Annotated in this window: 16 protein-coding genes; 11 read left to right on the top strand and 5 right to left on the bottom strand. The window is 51.9% G+C overall.

Annotated elements, in window-relative coordinates; translation table 11 throughout:
- Positions 1–206: 206 nt before the first annotated feature.
- The gene (locus tag ACLJZ5_RS11475) at positions 207–1,472 is read left to right on the top strand and encodes a DUF1479 domain-containing protein (protein WP_000210951.1); all 1,266 of its coding nucleotides are present in this window, start codon (positions 207–209) and stop codon (positions 1,470–1,472) included.
- Positions 1,473–1,593: 121 nt separating this feature from the next.
- Here the strand turns inward: ACLJZ5_RS11475 and ACLJZ5_RS11470 are convergent, their stop codons facing one another.
- Positions 1,594–3,189 carry an ABC-F family ATPase gene (locus ACLJZ5_RS11470; protein ID WP_000961434.1) on the bottom strand — a complete coding sequence of 532 codons (1,596 nt, stop codon included), beginning with the start codon at positions 3,187–3,189 and terminating at the stop codon, positions 1,594–1,596.
- A 218-nt stretch (positions 3,190–3,407) separates the two neighbouring features.
- Here ACLJZ5_RS11470 and ldtB point away from each other — a divergent pair, with 218 nt between their 5' ends.
- Positions 3,408–4,328 (top strand): L,D-transpeptidase, encoded by a 921-nt coding sequence (gene ldtB / locus ACLJZ5_RS11465; protein ID WP_001056404.1) that lies wholly within the window; start codon positions 3,408–3,410, stop codon positions 4,326–4,328.
- A gap of 43 nt (positions 4,329–4,371) precedes the next feature.
- Here the strand turns inward: ldtB and ACLJZ5_RS11460 are convergent, their stop codons facing one another.
- Together ACLJZ5_RS11460 and mntR are read right to left on the bottom strand one after the other, a co-directional pair.
- Positions 4,372–5,484: an anion transporter gene (locus tag ACLJZ5_RS11460; RefSeq protein WP_001046525.1), complete on the bottom strand. Its 1,113-nt coding sequence runs from the start codon at positions 5,482–5,484 to the stop codon at positions 4,372–4,374.
- Entirely contained in the window at positions 5,481–5,954 is a 474-nt protein-coding gene (mntR, locus tag ACLJZ5_RS11455; RefSeq protein WP_000533543.1) for a manganese-binding transcriptional regulator MntR, read from the bottom strand. Before mntR ends, ACLJZ5_RS11460 begins: the two co-directional genes overlap by 4 nt.
- 185 nt (positions 5,955–6,139) lie before the next feature.
- Between mntR and mntS the strand changes: the two genes are divergently transcribed.
- Both mntS and ACLJZ5_RS11445 read left to right on the top strand, forming a co-directional pair.
- Positions 6,140–6,268, top strand: coding sequence for a manganase accumulation protein MntS (gene mntS, locus ACLJZ5_RS11450; RefSeq protein ID WP_001001755.1), 129 nt, complete (start codon positions 6,140–6,142; stop codon positions 6,266–6,268).
- Between the two features lie 264 nt (positions 6,269–6,532).
- Positions 6,533–8,113: a phosphoethanolamine transferase gene (locus ACLJZ5_RS11445; protein ID WP_001089315.1), complete on the top strand. Its 1,581-nt coding sequence runs from the start codon at positions 6,533–6,535 to the stop codon at positions 8,111–8,113.
- 62 nt (positions 8,114–8,175) lie between these two features.
- Here the strand turns inward: ACLJZ5_RS11445 and ompX are convergent, their stop codons facing one another.
- The gene (gene ompX / locus ACLJZ5_RS11440) at positions 8,176–8,691 is read right to left on the bottom strand and encodes an outer membrane protein OmpX (protein ID WP_024797842.1); all 516 of its coding nucleotides are present in this window, start codon (positions 8,689–8,691) and stop codon (positions 8,176–8,178) included.
- A 353-nt stretch (positions 8,692–9,044) separates the two neighbouring features.
- Here ompX and rhtA point away from each other — a divergent pair, with 353 nt between their 5' ends.
- The 6 genes from rhtA to ybiO all read left to right on the top strand — a co-directional run bounded on the left by rhtA (position 9,045) and on the right by ybiO (position 15,826).
- Positions 9,045–9,932, top strand: a complete 888-nt coding sequence (gene rhtA, locus ACLJZ5_RS11435; protein ID WP_001119555.1) for a threonine/homoserine exporter RhtA — start codon at positions 9,045–9,047, stop codon at positions 9,930–9,932.
- A 302-nt stretch (positions 9,933–10,234) separates the two neighbouring features.
- On the top strand, positions 10,235–10,738 hold the full coding sequence (gene dps / locus ACLJZ5_RS11430) for a DNA starvation/stationary phase protection protein Dps (RefSeq protein ID WP_000100805.1): 504 nt from the start codon (positions 10,235–10,237) through the stop codon (positions 10,736–10,738).
- Positions 10,739–11,214: 476 nt separating this feature from the next.
- On the top strand, positions 11,215–11,961 hold the full coding sequence (gene glnH / locus ACLJZ5_RS11425) for a glutamine ABC transporter substrate-binding protein GlnH (RefSeq protein ID WP_000838671.1): 747 nt from the start codon (positions 11,215–11,217) through the stop codon (positions 11,959–11,961).
- Positions 11,962–12,106: 145 nt separating this feature from the next.
- A complete protein-coding gene (gene glnP, locus ACLJZ5_RS11420; protein WP_001159076.1) occupies positions 12,107–12,766 on the top strand; it encodes a glutamine ABC transporter permease GlnP in 660 nt (219 codons plus the stop codon).
- A complete protein-coding gene (gene glnQ, locus ACLJZ5_RS11415; RefSeq protein WP_000569093.1) occupies positions 12,763–13,485 on the top strand; it encodes a glutamine ABC transporter ATP-binding protein GlnQ in 723 nt (240 codons plus the stop codon). Before glnP ends, glnQ begins: the two co-directional genes overlap by 4 nt.
- A gap of 118 nt (positions 13,486–13,603) precedes the next feature.
- Complete coding sequence (ybiO, locus tag ACLJZ5_RS11410) at positions 13,604–15,826, top strand: mechanosensitive channel protein (RefSeq protein WP_017441938.1); 2,223 nt, start codon at positions 13,604–13,606, stop codon at positions 15,824–15,826.
- On the opposite strand, the gene rlmF is transcribed toward ybiO, so the two are convergent.
- Positions 15,823–16,749, bottom strand: coding sequence for a 23S rRNA (adenine(1618)-N(6))-methyltransferase RlmF (gene rlmF / locus ACLJZ5_RS11405; RefSeq protein WP_024797843.1), 927 nt, complete (start codon positions 16,747–16,749; stop codon positions 15,823–15,825). The two genes, ybiO and rlmF, sit on opposite strands and share 4 nt — an antisense overlap.
- A 204-nt stretch (positions 16,750–16,953) precedes the next feature.
- On the opposite strand from rlmF, the gene ACLJZ5_RS11400 reads away from it, so the two are divergent.
- Positions 16,954–17,220 carry a DksA/TraR family C4-type zinc finger protein gene (locus ACLJZ5_RS11400; protein WP_000146332.1) on the top strand — a complete coding sequence of 89 codons (267 nt, stop codon included), beginning with the start codon at positions 16,954–16,956 and terminating at the stop codon, positions 17,218–17,220.
- Positions 17,221–17,227: the final 7 nt, after the last annotated feature.

Genomic DNA, 17,227 nt, shown 5'->3' with positions numbered 1-17,227 from the left:
GAACCACAAATTTATTTCGAATGAAAAGTGGCTGAACGAAAGGAATAGCCGCATAAGACATTAAGGCGTCCTGGCCACCTTACGTTTTCCTCTCGCTTCCCTCTTTGTGTTCCCCTGCAATATTTTAAACTTGCATTAACCTTATTTTAACTTAAAGTATCACATGTAACTAATTTTACTTTCGAACGAAAGACGGTGAAGTTGATATGACGACTCCTTTTACCCACGAAACGCTGCCCGCCGACCCAAAAGCGGCCATTCGTCAGATGAAGCAGGCGCTACGCGCGCAAATCGGCGACGTACAGGCGGTGTTCGACCGTTTGAGCGCCACCATAGCAGCCCGGGTGGCGGAAATTAACGATCTGAAAGCGCAGGGACAGCCGGTATGGCCAATTATCCCTTTTAGCGAACTGGCGATGGGCAACATTAGCGATGCCACCCGCGCCGAGGTTAAGCGCCGTGGGTGCGCGGTGATTAAAGGTCATTTTCCACGCGAACAGGCGCTGGCGTGGGACCAGTCGATGCTCGACTATCTGGACAAGAACCATTTTGACGAGGTGTATAAAGGACCGGGGGATAATTTTTTCGGTACGCTGAGCGCCTCCCGGCCTGAAATCTATCCTGTCTACTGGTCGCAGGCGCAAATGCAGGCCCGCCAAAGTGAAGAGATGGCGCTGGCGCAGTCGTTCCTCAACCGTCTGTGGCAGGTAGAGCACGACGGCAAGCGATGGTTTAATCCGGATATCAGCATCATTTATCCGGATCGCATCCGTCGCCGCCCGCCAGGCACCACATCCAAAGGACTGGGAGCGCATACCGACTCCGGCGCGCTGGAACGCTGGCTGCTACCAGCCTATCAGCAGGTATTCGCCAGCGTGTTTAACGGCAACGTCGAGCAGTACGATCCGTGGAATGCGGCGCACCGTACCGACGTTGAAGAGTATACGGTGGATAACACCACCAAATGTTCGGTATTTCGCACCTTCCAGGGCTGGACTGCGCTCTCCGATATGCTGCCCGGTCAGGGGTTGCTTCATGTCGTCCCTATCCCGGAGGCGATGGCGTATATTCTGCTGCGCCCGCTGCTGGATGATGTCCCGGAAGATGAATTATGCGGCGTCGCGCCGGGCCGGGTGCTACCGATTTCTGAACAGTGGCATCCTTTACTGATGGCGGCGTTAACCAGCATTCCGCCGCTGGAAGCCGGGGATTCCGTGTGGTGGCATTGCGATGTCATCCACTCCGTCGCCCCCGTAGAAAATCAGCAGGGCTGGGGCAATGTGATGTACATTCCTGCCGCGCCAATGTGTGAGAAAAATCTGGCCTATGCGCGTAAGGTGAAAGCGGCGCTGGAGACAGGCGCATCACCGGGCGATTTCCCGCGCGAGGACTATGAAACCACCTGGGAAGGGCGCTTCACGCTGCGCGATCTGAATATTCACGGTAAACGGGCATTAGGTATGGACGTTTGATGGTCGTACAGCCCTGCCCGCTTAACTGCGGTGCGCCCTTTGTCTGGGCGCACCCGTCTTACCGGACCTACGCGCCAGGATACGTAGGCCCGGTAAGCACAACGCCACCGGGCGTCAGTGTTTAGCTTTCAATCCCTTTACTACGCAAATAATCGTCGTAGTTGCCGCTGAAGTCCACCACGCGCTCCGGCGTAATTTCAATGACGCGGGTTGCCAGCGAGCTGACGAACTCACGGTCGTGCGAAACAAAGATCAGCGTGCCCTGATACAGCTCCAGCGCCATATTCAGCGATTCGATCGACTCCATATCCAGGTGGTTAGTCGGTTCGTCCATAATCAGGATATTCGGCTTTTGCATCATCAGTTTGCCGAAAAGCATACGGCCCTTCTCGCCACCGGAAAGGACTTTCGCAGGCTTTTTGATATCATCCTGGCTAAATAGCAGGCGGCCCAGAATACTGCGCACTGCCTGCTCGTCGTCGCCTTCCTGCTTCCACTGACTCATCCATTCAAACACCGTCAGGTCATTTTCGAATTCATATTCGTGGTCCTGCGCGTAGTAACCAATACGCGCGTTTTCCGACCATTTAACGGTGCCGTGATCGGCGTCCAGATCGCCAACCAGCGTCTTCAGCAGCGTAGATTTACCCACGCCATTGGTGCCGAGTACCGCCAGCTTCTCGCCGACTTCGAGCAGCAAATTGACATTTTTAAACAGCGGACCGTTATCAAAACCTTTCGTCAGCGCTTCCACTTCCAGAGCGTTACGGAACAGTTTTTTATCCTGCTCGAAACGGATGAACGGGTTCTGACGGCTGGAGGCTTTCACCTCTTCCAGCTTGATTTTATCAATCTGCCGCGCGCGCGACGTTGCCTGACGCGATTTAGAGGCATTGGCGCTAAAACGGCTAACAAAAGATTGCAGCTCGGCAATTTGCGCTTTTTTCTTCGCATTATCGGCCAACAGACGTTCACGCGCCTGAGTCGCCGCCGTCATATACTCATCATAGTTACCCGGATAGACGCGCAAGTCGCCGTAATCCAGATCCGCCATATGCGTACAAACCATGTTCAGGAAGTGACGGTCGTGCGAAATGATAATCATCGTGCTATCGCGCTCGTTCAGCACCTGCTCCAGCCAACGGATAGTATCAATATCCAGGTTGTTGGTCGGTTCGTCGAGCAACAGGATGTCCGGATTAGAGAATAACGCCTGCGCCAGCAGCACACGCAATTTCCAGCCTGGCGCGACTTCACTCATCAGACCGTAATGCTGCTCCAGCGGGATGCCTACCCCCAACAGCAGTTCGCCTGCACGCGCCTCAGCGGAATAACCGTCCATCTCGCCGTATTTTACTTCCAGATCGGCGACTTTATAGCCGTCTTCTTCGCTCATTTCCGGCAAAGCGTAGATACGGTCGCGCTCCTGCTTGACTTCCCACAATTCGCCATGCCCCATAATGACAGTATCAAGTACGGTGAATGCTTCAAAAGCGAACTGGTCCTGACGCAGCTTACCGATGCGCTCATTCGGATCGAGGGAAACATTGCCCAGCGTCGGCTCCAGGTCGCCGCCGAGGATTTTCATAAAAGTGGACTTTCCGCTACCGTTGGCGCCGATCAGGCCGTAACGGTTGCCGCCGCCAAATTTGACGGAAATGTTTTCGAACAGCGGCTTACTGCCGAACTGCATGGTAACGTTGCTGGAAACTAACACAGGCTTATCCTGAAAAAAGATGTGACAAACCGCTTATTATGCCACAAGTCTGAAATAAGATCGCGCCCTGTACAAAGGGCTACACTGAACCGTAAGGGAAAAAAACGTGATTTCGTACACATCTGAATTCCCTGTTTACTGGAATGCACCTATAATGCGCTCCCAACATGACAGAATTCTCAACCTACTAGCCTGCTTGGCACAGAATCTCGCATAACATGAATATGAAATTAACAACGCTTTTCGCGGCGGCTTTCGCTGTAGTTGGTTTTTGTAAAACAGCCTCAGCAGTCACTTACCCGCTGCCTACCGATGGTAGCCGTTTAATTGGGCAAAATCAGGTCATCACCGTGCCGGAGGGCAATACCCAGCCGCTGGAGTATTTTGCCGCGGAGTATCAGATGGGGCTGTCCAACATGCTGGAAGCCAACCCGGGCGTGGATACCTTCCTGCCGAAGGGCGGTACCGTGCTGAATATTCCGCAGCAGCTGATCCTGCCGGATACTGTACACGAAGGCATTATCATCAATAGCGCGGAAATGCGCCTCTATTACTACCCGAAAGGCACAAACACCGTTATCGTCCTGCCGATTGGGATCGGTCAGTTAGGTAAAGACACGCCTATCAACTGGACGACCAAAGTTGAACGTAAAAAAGCCGGTCCGACCTGGACGCCTACGGCAAAAATGCACGCTGAATATCGCGCCGCCGGCGAGCCGCTGCCTGCCGTCGTGCCTGCGGGCCCGGATAACCCGATGGGCCTGTACGCGCTGTACATTGGTCGCCTGTATGCTATTCACGGCACCAACGCCAACTTCGGCATCGGGCTTCGCGTGAGCCACGGCTGCGTGCGTCTGCGCAACGACGATATCAAATTCCTGTTTGAAAATGTGCCGGTCGGCACCCGCGTGCAGTTTATCGATGAACCGGTAAAAGCCACCACCGAGCCGGACGGTAGCCGTTACATTGAGGTGCATAACCCGCTGTCAACGACGGAAGCGCAGTTTGAAGGTAAGGAAGCGGTGCCGATCACGCTTAATAAGAGTATCCTGGCCGTCACCAACGAGCCTGACGTTGATCAGACCGTCGTACAACAGGCAGTTCAGGATCGTTCCGGGATGCCGGTTCGTCTGAACTGACAGACTCTGCCTGCGAAGCCCGATAGACACTATCGGGCTTCTCTTACGGCATCAGTTGCAATAATCCATATCCCACCAGCGCCGCCCATGCCAGCATCGGCAGTGAATAGAAATGAAATCGCCACCAGATTCGGCGATCGTTCGCCATCCGTAAAGCAATAAGATTTGCCAGCGACCCCGGCAGCAGACCAAACCCGCCGATATTCACCGCCCACGCCAGCAGCGTCGAGGCCGGTACATAGTTCAGCAGGAGAATGGTACTGGGCACATTACTGATAACCTGAGACAAGCCGATAGCGGTTAGCCAAAGTCCCAGGTGAGACAGTGCGCCAACCTGGTTGAAAACGCCCTGCAACGCCGGCAATTGCGTTAGCAGATGGACATCAATAAACATCGCCATAAATACCAGCAGCAGCGTCCAGTCCACGCTGACTATCACCCTGCGCGCCAGCACAATAAACCCAGCCGCCACCAACACCAGTCCCCATAACTCTTGCCTGAGCTCCAGCGCGGTAAGAAAAACGACATATAATCCCAGGCAACTCCACACCAGACGGGGCTGCCACTGCGGCGAACGCGTACCGGTATGGTACTGTAACGCCCTACCCGGAAAACAAAACCAGCACAGGAGCAGTAACGTCAGCATCATCATGACGGCAAGCGGCGCCATTTGCCCGCTAAATTCAGCAAAGGTTAAGCCGGAGCGTCCCCACAACAGAATATTTTGCGGATTACCGACAGGCGTCAGCAGCGAACCGGCGTTCACCGCCAACGCCTCAAAAATAATCAATCGGTTGACCGGAATCGCACACAGTTTTTTCAACGTTATCGTCAGCGGCACAACGATAAACAGCGCGACATCGTTTGTCAGAAAGGTCGACAGCACCGCCGCAGCCAGCACCAGGAACATCGCCAGTTGCCGCTCGGTATGAAATCGGCGCGTCATCTTGCGTCCCAGCACATCGAAATAGCCGCTCAGCTCAACGCCTTTAGTGAGCAACATTAACCCACTGAGGGTAATAATGGTGTGCCAGTCAATCGCGCCAGGCCAGGCGCGGGGCGCAAAAGGAACAAACAGGCTTAACGCCATCCCCACAATGATCAACAACTGAAAAAAACGGTCACGCCGCAGCGCCCGTAAAAAGGCCAGATTCATTCTACAGATGTTCCATGCTGCTGCGTGAAGGCCAAAAAGGCATCCAATGTCTCCTGGCTGACATGGTGTTCCATCCCTTCCGCATCACGACGCGCGATCTCCGGACTTACGCCTAATACCAGTAAAAAATTTTCGACAATTTGATGCCGCTCGCGGCTTTCCTGCGCCAGCTTCTCCCCTTCCGGCGTCAGAAAAACGCCGCGCCAGGGGATCATTTGAATAAATCCTAACGATGCCAGGCGCTTAAGCATTTTGGCCACAGTTGGCTGGGAGACGCCGAGCCGAGCCGCCATATCCACCTGACGCGCTTCCCCTACCTCAATAATTAAATCGGAAATCAGCTCAACGTAATCGTCTATCAACTCACGGCGATGCGCCTCTCTGACCTGACGAAATCCTTCAACGTGTTCTTCTACGTTCACCAATTGCGTCACTTTTTTTGTTGTTGGCGTACCTGCGCGACGACCCATTTTGCTTCCTCGTTTCTGTGACGCGTTAACGCGTCAGCTGACAGAGCGCTCATTGTAAACCAGAGTTGTCCGGGCACAAAAAATTAACGTTTTAGCAATAGCTATAAAACATAGCCTGTGCTATATCTGTATGTAATGCAGACATCCCTCACGGATCGATGGGATAGAAACATCAGGAGGTTTATATGAACGAATTTAAGAGGTGTATACGCGTGTTCAGTCACTCTCCCTTTAAAGTCCGGTTAATGCTGCTCTCTATGTTGTGCGATATGATCAACGGCAAACCGGAACAGGATAACCCTTCCACGAAATAACGCGGCGGTGCGGTACGCCGCTTTATTTTGCATCCTCAACGGAAATGGCGCCCATTTCCCCTGTTTTTTTGTGGTTTTGCTATTCTCTTCGCAAAACATTTTCTTTCCGGCGGTTGACCTTCTTACCCGCACGCTCTATCTTCTGGCAGCCCTGAATATTTTGCGACTCGCCGTTGCGAACCCAATACCTTTTTTACGCATAATCAGGCAGGTAATGACCCTTCGCGCCAGGGTTAGCACATGGCGTTTTTGCAATAGTGGCATATGAATTCAACCCTTATCGATTCACTTCTCGCCCGTCGTCGGGCTGTAAGCCCGTGGGCGGGCCTCTACTTTTTACAGTCGCTGCTGATTAACCTCGCGCTCGGCTATCCCTTTAGCCTGCTTTATACCGCGGCGTTTACCTGCCTGTTGCTGCTGCTCTGGCGCTACCTGCCCCGCGGACAAAAAGCACTGCTCGGCATTTGTTCGCTGGTAGCCGCTTGCTATTTTCCCTTTGGCCAGGCTTACGGCGCGCCGAACTTTAATACGCTGCTGGCGCTGCACTCCACCAATATGGAAGAGTCGAGCGAAATCCTGACCATCTTCCCGTGGTATAGCTACCTGACCGGACTTTTTATTTTTGCGCTGGGTATTATTGCGCTTCGCCGCCGAAAAGAAGAGGTCAAGCCGCGCTGGAATAGCCTCGACAGCCTGTGCCTGCTGATTAGCGTCGCGGCATTTTTCGTCGCGCCGGTACAAAATCTGGCGTGGGGCGGCGTTTTTAAGGTTATTGATACCGGCTATCCGGTTTTTCGCTTCGCTAAAGACGTTATCGTCAATAACAACGAAGTCATTGAAGAGCAGCACCGTATGGCGCAGCTATCCGGCATAAAAGATAGCTGGACGGTTACTGCGGTGAAACCCAGATATCACATCTATGTCGTGGTGATTGGTGAAAGCGCGCGACGGGATGCCATGGGCGCTTTCGGCGGCCACTGGGATAATACCCCCTTCGCCAGCCATGTGAATGGCGACTTCTTTATGGATTACATCGCCGCCAGCGGCTCAACGCAAAAATCGCTCGGTTTAACGCTCAATCGCGTGGTGGATAACAAACCGCAGTATCAGGATAACTTCGTCACGCTGGCTAACCGCGCCGGTTTTCAGACATGGTGGTTTTCCAATCAGGGGCAAATCGGCGAATACGACACGGCCATCGCCAGTATCGCCAAACGCGCCGATGAAGCGCATTTCCTGAAAAACGGCGATTTTGAAGCGGATAAAAATACTCGCGACGACGCGCTGTTAACCATGACGGCGCAGGTATTGGCGACAGAACGCACGCAACCGCAGTTGATTGTGTTGCATTTAATGGGATCGCATCCCCAGGCCTGCGACCGTACTCAGGGAAAATACGCGACGTTTGTCCAGTCGAAAGAGACGTCTTGTTATTTATACACCATGACGCAAACCGACGATTTGCTCCGTCAGCTCTATACTCAGCTTCGTCATAGCGGCGACAGTTTTTCGCTCGTCTATTTCTCCGATCACGGGCTGGCGTTTAAAGAGCGCGGCAAAGCGGTACAGTACCTGGCGCATGACGACAAATTCCAGCAAAACTTCCAGGTGCCGTTTATGGTGCTATCCAGCGATAGTAAAGCGCATCGGATCATTAAAGCTCGCCGTTCCGCGAACGATTTCCTGAGTTTTTTCTCGCAATGGACAGGAATTAGCGCTAAAGAGATCAAAAATCGCTATCGTTTTATTTCGGAGCAGAAAGCCGGGCCCGTTTATATCACCAATTTCAAATTACAGAAAGTGGACTATAACCATCTGGGCAGCGATATTTTTTCACTAAAATAATGCACGTTTCAGGCAAAAAAAATCCGCCCCGAAAGGCGGATTTTTTATTTTCACCGACGTGATTAGAAGCGGTAACCCACGCCAGCAATCCAGGTGCCAACGTCAACGCTACGAATACGGCTCTGCTCGTAAGAGAAGTCCAGAGCAACATTTTCCATCGGGTTGAATTGCAGACCAGCGCCATAGGAGAAGCCATAATCGCTGGTGTCATGTTTGTAGATTGGGTAATCGGTCGTCTGGAATTTACCGTAACCCACACCGACTACACCGTAGATGCTCGCCCAATCGTTCAGACGGTAAGCCGGGCCGGCAGTGATGCCGTAGTACTGCCCTTTGTTGTAATCGCCCGCACCGTTAGTACGATCTTTTTCGGTGTAGGTGAAGGAACCGATTACGCCCAGCGGGTTGTCGTCCTGCTCGTAACGATACTTCAGGTTGAAACCGCTCATTTTATTCGCTACGCCCTGCGCGTCGCTCTGAGCGTAACCACCGGTAACGGTAGAAGTAGCAGCTACTGCAGTACCTGCGGAAAAAGCCAGAACAGCGGCCAGTGCTGAAAGACATGCAATTTTTTTCATAACCACCTCAAATGTGCTTCAAGTAAGTCCTAAGTTTTAAATATATCAAAAATTAATGGGAAACTCTTTGCGATTCACGGTGTCTAAGGGCGCCTTTCATGTAACAGAACGTTTCCATATCGCGCTATCTTATTCAATTAACATCACTTTTCCGGCTGATTGCACCAATAATGCGCGTGCGGCGCGATACATTCATCCAGATTATTCCTAAACTAACAGTCTATTTATCCATCAATTTAAGTTCATTTTATGGAATCCTGGAAATTTTTTTTCAACGAATCCTCAACCGCCGCGGGGAATTTCCATTACACTGCCACCTTTACTCGTACTGACATTTTTTGACAGGAGAAAGGATGCCGGGGTCAACACGTAAACTACCAGTATGGTTGCCCATTTTGGTTTTGCTCATTGCCATGTCCTCTATTCAGAGTGGCGCTTCACTGGCGAAATCGTTATTTCCTCTTGTCGGCGCGCCGGGCGTAACGGCGCTTCGTCTGGCGTTGGGAACGCTTATCCTTATCGCCTTTTTCAAACCCTGGCGTTTGCGTTTTGCCAAAGAGCAGCGGCTGCCTTTACTGTTTTATGGTCTGTCGCTGGGCGGGATGAACTATCTATTCTATCTGTCGATTCAGACGGTGCCGTTGGGTATTGCGGTCGCGCTGGAATTTACCGGTCCTCTGGCGGTCGCGCTGTTTTCATCCCGGCGGCCGGTAGATTTTATTTGGGTCGTACTGGCTGTGCTTGGACTCTGGTTCCTGCTGCCATTAGGGCAAGATATGTCTCACGTCGATCTTACCGGGGCCGCGTTGGCGCTCGGCGCTGGCGCCTGTTGGGCTGTCTATATTCTTACCGGCCAGCGAGCAGGCGCGGAACATGGTCCGGCCACGGTGGCGGTAGGCTCGCTGATTGCCGCCATCATTTTCGTGCCGATTGGCGCAGTTCAGGCTGGCGACGCGCTATGGCACTGGTCGATTCTTCCCTTAGGGTTAGCGGTCGCTGTGCTTTCTACGGCGCTGCCTTATTCACTGGAAATGATTGCGCTGACGCGCCTGCCAACCCGCACCTTCGGTACGCTGATGAGCATGGAACCCGCGCTGGCCGCCGTTTCCGGGATGATTTTTCTGGGCGAAACGCTTACGGGCATACAAATCATGGCCCTGTGCGCCATCATTGCCGCCTCAATGGGTTCTACCCTAACGATTCGCCGCGAACCGCAAATTAAACAAGTTGACGTAAAATAGTTTCTTATTCTGCATGATGTGCATAATCATGCAGAATATCACCTCGTTATTCACCTTTTATTATCGCGCTATTACTTCGTCATTTTTTGTCATATTTTTTCTCATTTTTTACATTAAAATGAGAATTATTACCCATCAAACAGCAAACTCGTCTAACTAATTGATTTTTAATCATAATAAATATTAAATCTTGTCTGTACTATTAAAGTGATAGGTAAATTCAAAAAAGCAAAGTTAAAAACCGGTGCTATACTTATTTTCGTTAATTACCTGGGACACAAACATCAAGAGGATATGAGATTATGAGTACCGCTAAACTGGTAAAAACAAAAGCGTCTAATCTGCTTTATACCCGTAACGATGTATCAGAGAGCGATAAAAAAGCGACGGTTGAGTTGCTTAATCGTCAGGTGATCCAGTTCATTGACCTGTCGCTGATCACGAAACAGGCCCACTGGAACATGCGCGGTGCTAACTTTATTGCCGTTCATGAGATGCTGGATGGCTTCCGTACCGCACTGACCGATCATCTGGATACTATGGCCGAGCGCGCCGTACAGCTTGGCGGTGTGGCGTTAGGCACCACGCAAGTTATCAACAGCAAAACTCCACTGAAAAGCTATCCGCTGGACATCCATAACGTGCAGGATCACTTAAAAGAACTGGCCGATCGCTACGCTGTTGTCGCTAATGATGTTCGCAAAGCTATCGGTGAAGCCAAAGATGAAGACACTGCCGATATCTTTACCGCCGCATCACGCGACCTCGATAAATTCCTGTGGTTTATCGAATCCAACATCGAATAAATCTATCTCTACCCTGAATACTTCGAGTTGCAGGAAGGTACAAACGCAGCGAATCCGCAGAAGCCTGACTTCCGTCGGTCAATGAAGCGAACGCACCTGCAACTTGATGTACACAAGTATATAAGTCATCCCTATACCCCTGCCTGGCACAGGGGTTTTGCACTTAAATAGTGCACACGTCTTGTACTCCCCTCCGATAAAAGTGAATTATTTGTAATAATTACATCACACAATCGTTAATTAAAGATTGTTTTAACAACAATTTTTACGCTAAATAGACCCTGTATCTCTACTTTGTTATTCATGCACTAAATCAGTGCCCCAAAACGGTGCGGCATACTGGTTTTGCCCGACTTATTGTGCACAGGAATGATTCACGCTTCTGTTAAAACAATGAGTTACATAATTGGCATGATTTTTTCATTACGCTACATGTTCTCGCAGGGGATCGCCCCGTGGATAGAAAAGGAAATGCTATGAAGTCTCTATTAAAAGTTTCACTGGCTGCACTTACCCTGGCTTTTGCGGTGTCTTCGCACGCCGCGGATAAGAAACTCGTTGTGGCAACCGATACGGCGTTCGTTCCGTTTGAATTTAAACAGGGCGACAAATACGTCGGTTTTGATGTCGATTTGTGGGACGCTATCGCGAAAGAACTGAAGCTGGACTACACCCTGAAACCGATGGATTTCAGCGGCATTATTCCGGCATTACAAACCAAAAATATCGATCTGGCGCTGGCGGGTATTACGATTACGGACGAGCGTAAAAAAGCGATCGACTTTTCCGATGGCTATTACAAAAGCGGTCTGCTCGTGATGGTGAAAGCCAACAATAACGATATTAAAAGCGTTAAAGACCTCGATGGCAAAGTCGTTGCCGTGAAGAGCGGAACCGGGTCGGTGGATTACGCGAAAGCGAATATCAAAACCAAAGATCTGCGTCAGTTCCCGAACATTGATAACGCGTACATGGAATTAGGCACCAACCGCGCAGACGCCGTTCTGCACGATACGCCGAACATCCTGTACTTTATCAAAACCGCAGGCAACGGCCAGTTCAAGGCGGTAGGCGAATCGCTGGAAGCACAGCAATACGGAGTTGCCTTCCCGAAAGGCAGCGATGAACTGCGCGAGAAAGTCAACGGCGCGCTGAAAACGCTGCGTGAGAATGGCACCTATAACGAAATCTACAAAAAATGGTTCGGTACAGAACCTAAATAAAACGACCTGATGTTGGCTTGTGGCCCGGTAGTGAGGACGCTCACCGGGCCTACAGCTCTTTTCCGTGACGGATAAGACACTTTCACGCCATTTCCGCGCCGGATAGAGCATTTGACTATTTACACCACGGTAACAGGAACGACATATGCAGTTTGACTGGAGCGCCATCTGGCCCGCCATTCCGCTTTTACTTGAGGGCGCTAAAATGACCCTGTGGATCTCGGTCCTCGGTCTGGCTGGCGGCCTGGTTATTGGACTGGCGGCAGGTTTTGCCCGTACGTTTGGCGGCTGGTTCGCCAACCATATCGCCCTGGTTTTCATTGAAATTATTCGCGGCACGCCCATCGTTGTCCAGGTCATGTTTATCTACTTTGCCCTGCCGATGGCATTTAATGATTTGCGTATTGATCCGTTCAGCGCAGCGGTCGTGACAATTATGATTAACTCCGGCGCTTATATCGCGGAAATTACTCGCGGCGCAGTACTATCCATTCACAAAGGTTTTCGCGAAGCGGGTCTGGCGCTGGGCCTTTCTCGCCGGGAAACCATCCGCCATGTTATTTTACCGCTTGCTCTGCGCCGTATGCTGCCGCCGCTGGGCAACCAGTGGATCATTAGCATCAAAGACACCTCGTTGTTTATTGTTATCGGCGTAGCCGAGCTGACCCGTCAGGGCCAGGAAATTATTGCCGGTAACTTTCGCGCTCTGGAAATCTGGAGCGCCGTGGCCGTCTTCTATTTGATCATTACGCTGGTGCTGAGCTTTATTTTGCGTCGTCTTGAAAGAAGGATGAAAATCCTGTGATTGAATTTAAAAACGTCTCCAAGCACTTTGGCCCCACCCAGGTGCTGCATAACATTGATTTAAACATCCGTCAGGGCGAAGTGGTTGTGATTATCGGCCCTTCCGGTTCGGGTAAATCCACGTTATTACGCTGTATCAATAAACTGGAAGAGATCACCTCCGGCGATCTGATTGTCGATGGTCTGAAAGTCAACGATCCTAAAGTAGACGAACGGCTGATTCGCCAGGAAGCCGGCATGGTGTTTCAACAGTTTTATCTGTTCCCGCATCTGACCGCGCTCGAAAACGTGATGTTCGGTCCTCTGCGCGTGCGCGGCGTAAAGAAAGAAGAAGCGGAAAAACAGGCGAAAGCTCTGTTAGCGAAAGTTGGACTGGCGGAACGGGCGCACCACTACCCCTCCGAGCTTTCCGGCGGTCAACAACAGCGCGTCGCCATTGCCCGAGCGCTGGCAGTGAAGCCGAAAATGATGCTCTTTGACGAGCCAACCTCCGCTCTGGACCCTGAACTGCGCCATGAAGTGCTGAAAGTCATGCAGGATCTGGCGGAAGAAGGCATGACCATGGTCATTGTCACTCACGAAATCGGCTTTGCCGAAAAAGTCGCCTCACGGCTGATTTTCATCGATAAAGGCCGTATTGCCGAAGATGGCAGTCCGCAGGCGTTGATCGAAAACCCGCCAAGCCCACGTTTACAGGAATTTTTACAGCACGTCTCCTGAGATATCGCCCTTCCTGCCCTGCGGCAGGGAGGGCATCATGGAATAGTCCCATTTCATTTTCCCTCCCCTGCGCCATCTATACTTAGTGTTTTGCGTCTCTTTTCTCACTGGAGGAGTCATGCGGTGGACCCTGTTCATCCTTTTTTGTCTACTGGGCACACCTGCCCATGCGGTCGCCATACCCGGCGTGACCACGGGGACATCAACCAGCCAGCAGGCAGCGCCAGAGCCCAGTCCTGAACAAAAAAAAGCGGCCTATGCGGCCCTGGCTGACGTACTGGAGAACGAGGCTTCACGTAACGAATTAATAGCGCAACTCCGCGAAGCCTCAACCACGCCGCCGACCGAGCCAGCGCCAGCGCTTGCGCCGCCTGCGGCCAAAGATGAGAAAACGGTACTGGAGAACGTCACCACCGTTACCCGTCAGTACGGCGATGCTTTCGCTACCCGTTTCGCCCAGCTTTATCGCAACATCACCGATGCGCCGCACAAGCCGTTTAACTCGCAAACCTTTACCAACGCGTTAACCCACTTTTTATTTCTGGCCGTCGCGGTATTTGGTTTTTATAGCGTGATACGGCTTTGCGCCCTGCCGTTATATCGAAAAATGGGCCTGTGGGCGCGCAAGAAAAACCGTGAACGCAGCAACTGGTTACAGCTCCCGGCGATGATCGTCGGCGCGTTTATTATCGACCTGCTGCTACTGGCGCTCACCTTATTTATCGGTCAGATGCTCAGTGATAATTTCCATGCGGGAAGTCGAACTATCGCTTTTCAGCAAAGCCTGTTCCTGAATGCCTTCGCGCTGATAGAGTTCTTTAAAGCGATTCTGCGGCTTATTTTTTGCCCTAATGTACCGGAATTACGCCCATTCGCGATTCAGGATGCGACAGCGCGTTACTGGAATCGCCGTATGAGTTCCCTTAGCAGTTTGATTGGCTACGGGCTGATTGTTGCCGTTCCGATTATTTCCAACCAGGTGAATGTTCAGGTTGGCGCGATGGCTAATGTGGCGATCATGCTCTGCATCACCATCTGGGCGCTGTACCTGATCTTTAAAAACAAAGCGGAGATTACGCAACATTTATTAAGTCTGGCGGAACGATCATTAGCCTTTTTTAGCCTGTTTATCCGCGCCTTTGCGCTGGTGTGGCACTGGCTGGCCAGCGCCTACTTTATCGTGCTGTTTTTCTTCTCGTTATTCGACCCAGGCAATAGCCTGAAGTTTATGATGGGCGCGACCGTGCGCAGTCTGGCGATTATTGGTATCGCGGCGTTTATCTCCGGTATGTTTACCCGCTGGATAGCGAAAACCATCACCCTGTCGCCCCATACCCAGCGCAATTACCCGGAATTACAAAAGCGGCTTAACGGCTGGCTCTCCTCGGCGCTAAAAGTCGCACGCTTTTTGACCGTCTGCGTCGCCGTTATGCTGTTGCTCAACGCCTGGGGATTATTCGATTTCTGGCACTGGCTACATTATGGCGCGGGGGAAAAGATGGTCGATATCCTCATCCGTATCGCGTTAATCTTATTCTTCTCCGCCGTGGGATGGACGATTCTCGCCAGTCTGATTGAGAATCGCCTGGCCTCCGATATTCATGGTCGCCCGCTACCCAGCGCCCGCACGCGCACGCTGCTGACGCTGTTCCGCAATGCGCTGGCAGTGATTATCAGTACCATAACCATCATGATCGTGTTATCGGAAATCGGCGTCAATATCGCGCCATTGCTGGCTGGCGCGGGGGCGTTAGGTCTGGCTATCTCTTTCGGTTCGCAAACCCTAGTGAAAGATATTATTACCGGCGTCTTTATTCAGTTTGAAAACGGGATGAATACCGGCGACTTAGTCACCATAGGCCCGCTGACGGGGACGGTCGAAAGAATGTCGATTCGTTCCGTCGGCGTGCGGCAGGATACCGGGGCATACCATATTATCCCGTGGTCCTCGATCACCACTTTCGCCAACTTTGTGCGCGGTATCGGCTCAGTTGTCGCCAACTATGACGTGGATCGCCATGAGGATGCGGATAAAGCGAATCAGGCGCTGAAAGACGCGGTAACGGCGCTGATGGAGACGGAGGATATTCGCGGGCTGATTATCGGCGAACCCACATTCGCCGGTATTGTCGGTTTAACGAACACGGCGTTTACTTTACGCGTATCGTTCACCACCCTACCGCTCAAGCAGTGGACGGTGCGTTTTGCCCTTGATAGCCAGGTGAAAAAGCATTTTGATCTGGCCAATGTGCGCGCGCCGGTGCAAACGTATCAGGTTCTGCCCGCCCCCGCCGGCGGCCCGTCGCCTGATTCACTGCCGCCGCGCGAACCGACGATTTAGCGTTTACGGGTGATAAAACGGCGACGCTGGTCGTCATCCATAAAGGTCCAGGCAATAAAGCGGCTTTGCTTTTGCCCCTGGGCCATCTCTTTTTTCACCACTTTCACCGCGCCAGCCTCCGTCAACGCCCGGTAAAGCGGCGGTAAATTCTCGCCGCGCGACACCAACGTCGTAAACCACAACACCTGACGGCGGAAGGTTTGGCTTTCAGCAATCATTTTTTTAATAAAGGCGACTTCGCCGCCTTCGCACCATAGCTCCTGCTGTTGACCGCCAAAGTTCAGCGCATCATCTTTATTCTGCCCCAAATTGCGGCGCTTACGCTCGCTGCCCGCGCGGGCTGCGGCGGCGGAGTCGTGAAAAGGCGGGTTACAAAGCGTTGCGTCATAAAATTCATTTTTATGAATAATACCGGTAAAAATGGCCGCCGGATCTTTTTGCCGACGCAGACGAATGGCGCGGCTTAACCCCGTATTAGCCTGAATGATAGCCTGCGCGCTGGACATCGCTGCGTCGCTGACTTCACTACCGGTAAATCGCCAGCCATATTCATGGACGCCGATAAGCGGATAAATACAATTGGCGCCCACGCCCACGTCCAGAATAGTTGCCTGCGCCGGAATACTCCCTGTTGTTTCGCCAAGCAGATCCGCCAGATGATGGATATAATCCGCACGACCAGGCACCGGCGGACATAAAAACCCTGGCGGAATGTCCCAGTGTGTGACGGCATAAAAATGCGCCAGCAACGCCTTATTGAGCGCTTTTACCGCTTGCGGATTAGCAAAATCAACGCTCTGTTCACCGGCGGGCGTGCGGATAAGAAAGTACGTCAATTCCGGCGTGGTCTGACACAGTGCGGCGAGATCATAACGGTGTTGGTGGCGGTTGCGCGGGTGTAACCCCGGTTTCTGGGCGGACATGGCATTCTCCTTTTAGCAGCGGCGTAAGATACCCGTATAACGCCACGGGGTAAATATACCACCGCGAATTCCCTGCCTCGCTCGTTTGATCGGATATCTGAATGACATGGGTTCTGCTCATGGTCTGAAAAGATCGCGCGATGCGATTTTTTCACCTGACGGCGCTACACTTAACCTCAGGTACCCTAAAATCAGGAGAGCGTGATGGCATCCGGCTGGGCAAATGACGACGCAGTGAATGAACAAATCAACAATACCATTGAAGATGCTGTTGCCCGCGCTCGCGGCGAACTTCCCCACGGCGAAAGTCGCGATGAATGCGAATCTTGCGGCGATCCTATCCCTGAAGCGCGGCGTAAAGCCGTACCGGGCGTTCGGTTATGCATATCCTGTCAACAGGAGAAAGATTTACATAACGCAACATTTTCAGGATATAATCGTAGAGGTTCAAAAGACAGCCAGTTACGCTGACTTTTCT

The organism is Salmonella sp. 5800 (assembly GCF_046558195.1).
Taxonomy (GTDB): domain Bacteria; phylum Pseudomonadota; class Gammaproteobacteria; order Enterobacterales; family Enterobacteriaceae; genus Salmonella; species Salmonella enterica.
Note: the sequence above shows the minus strand (reverse complement) of the source record. Positions and strands in the feature narration are given on the sequence as shown.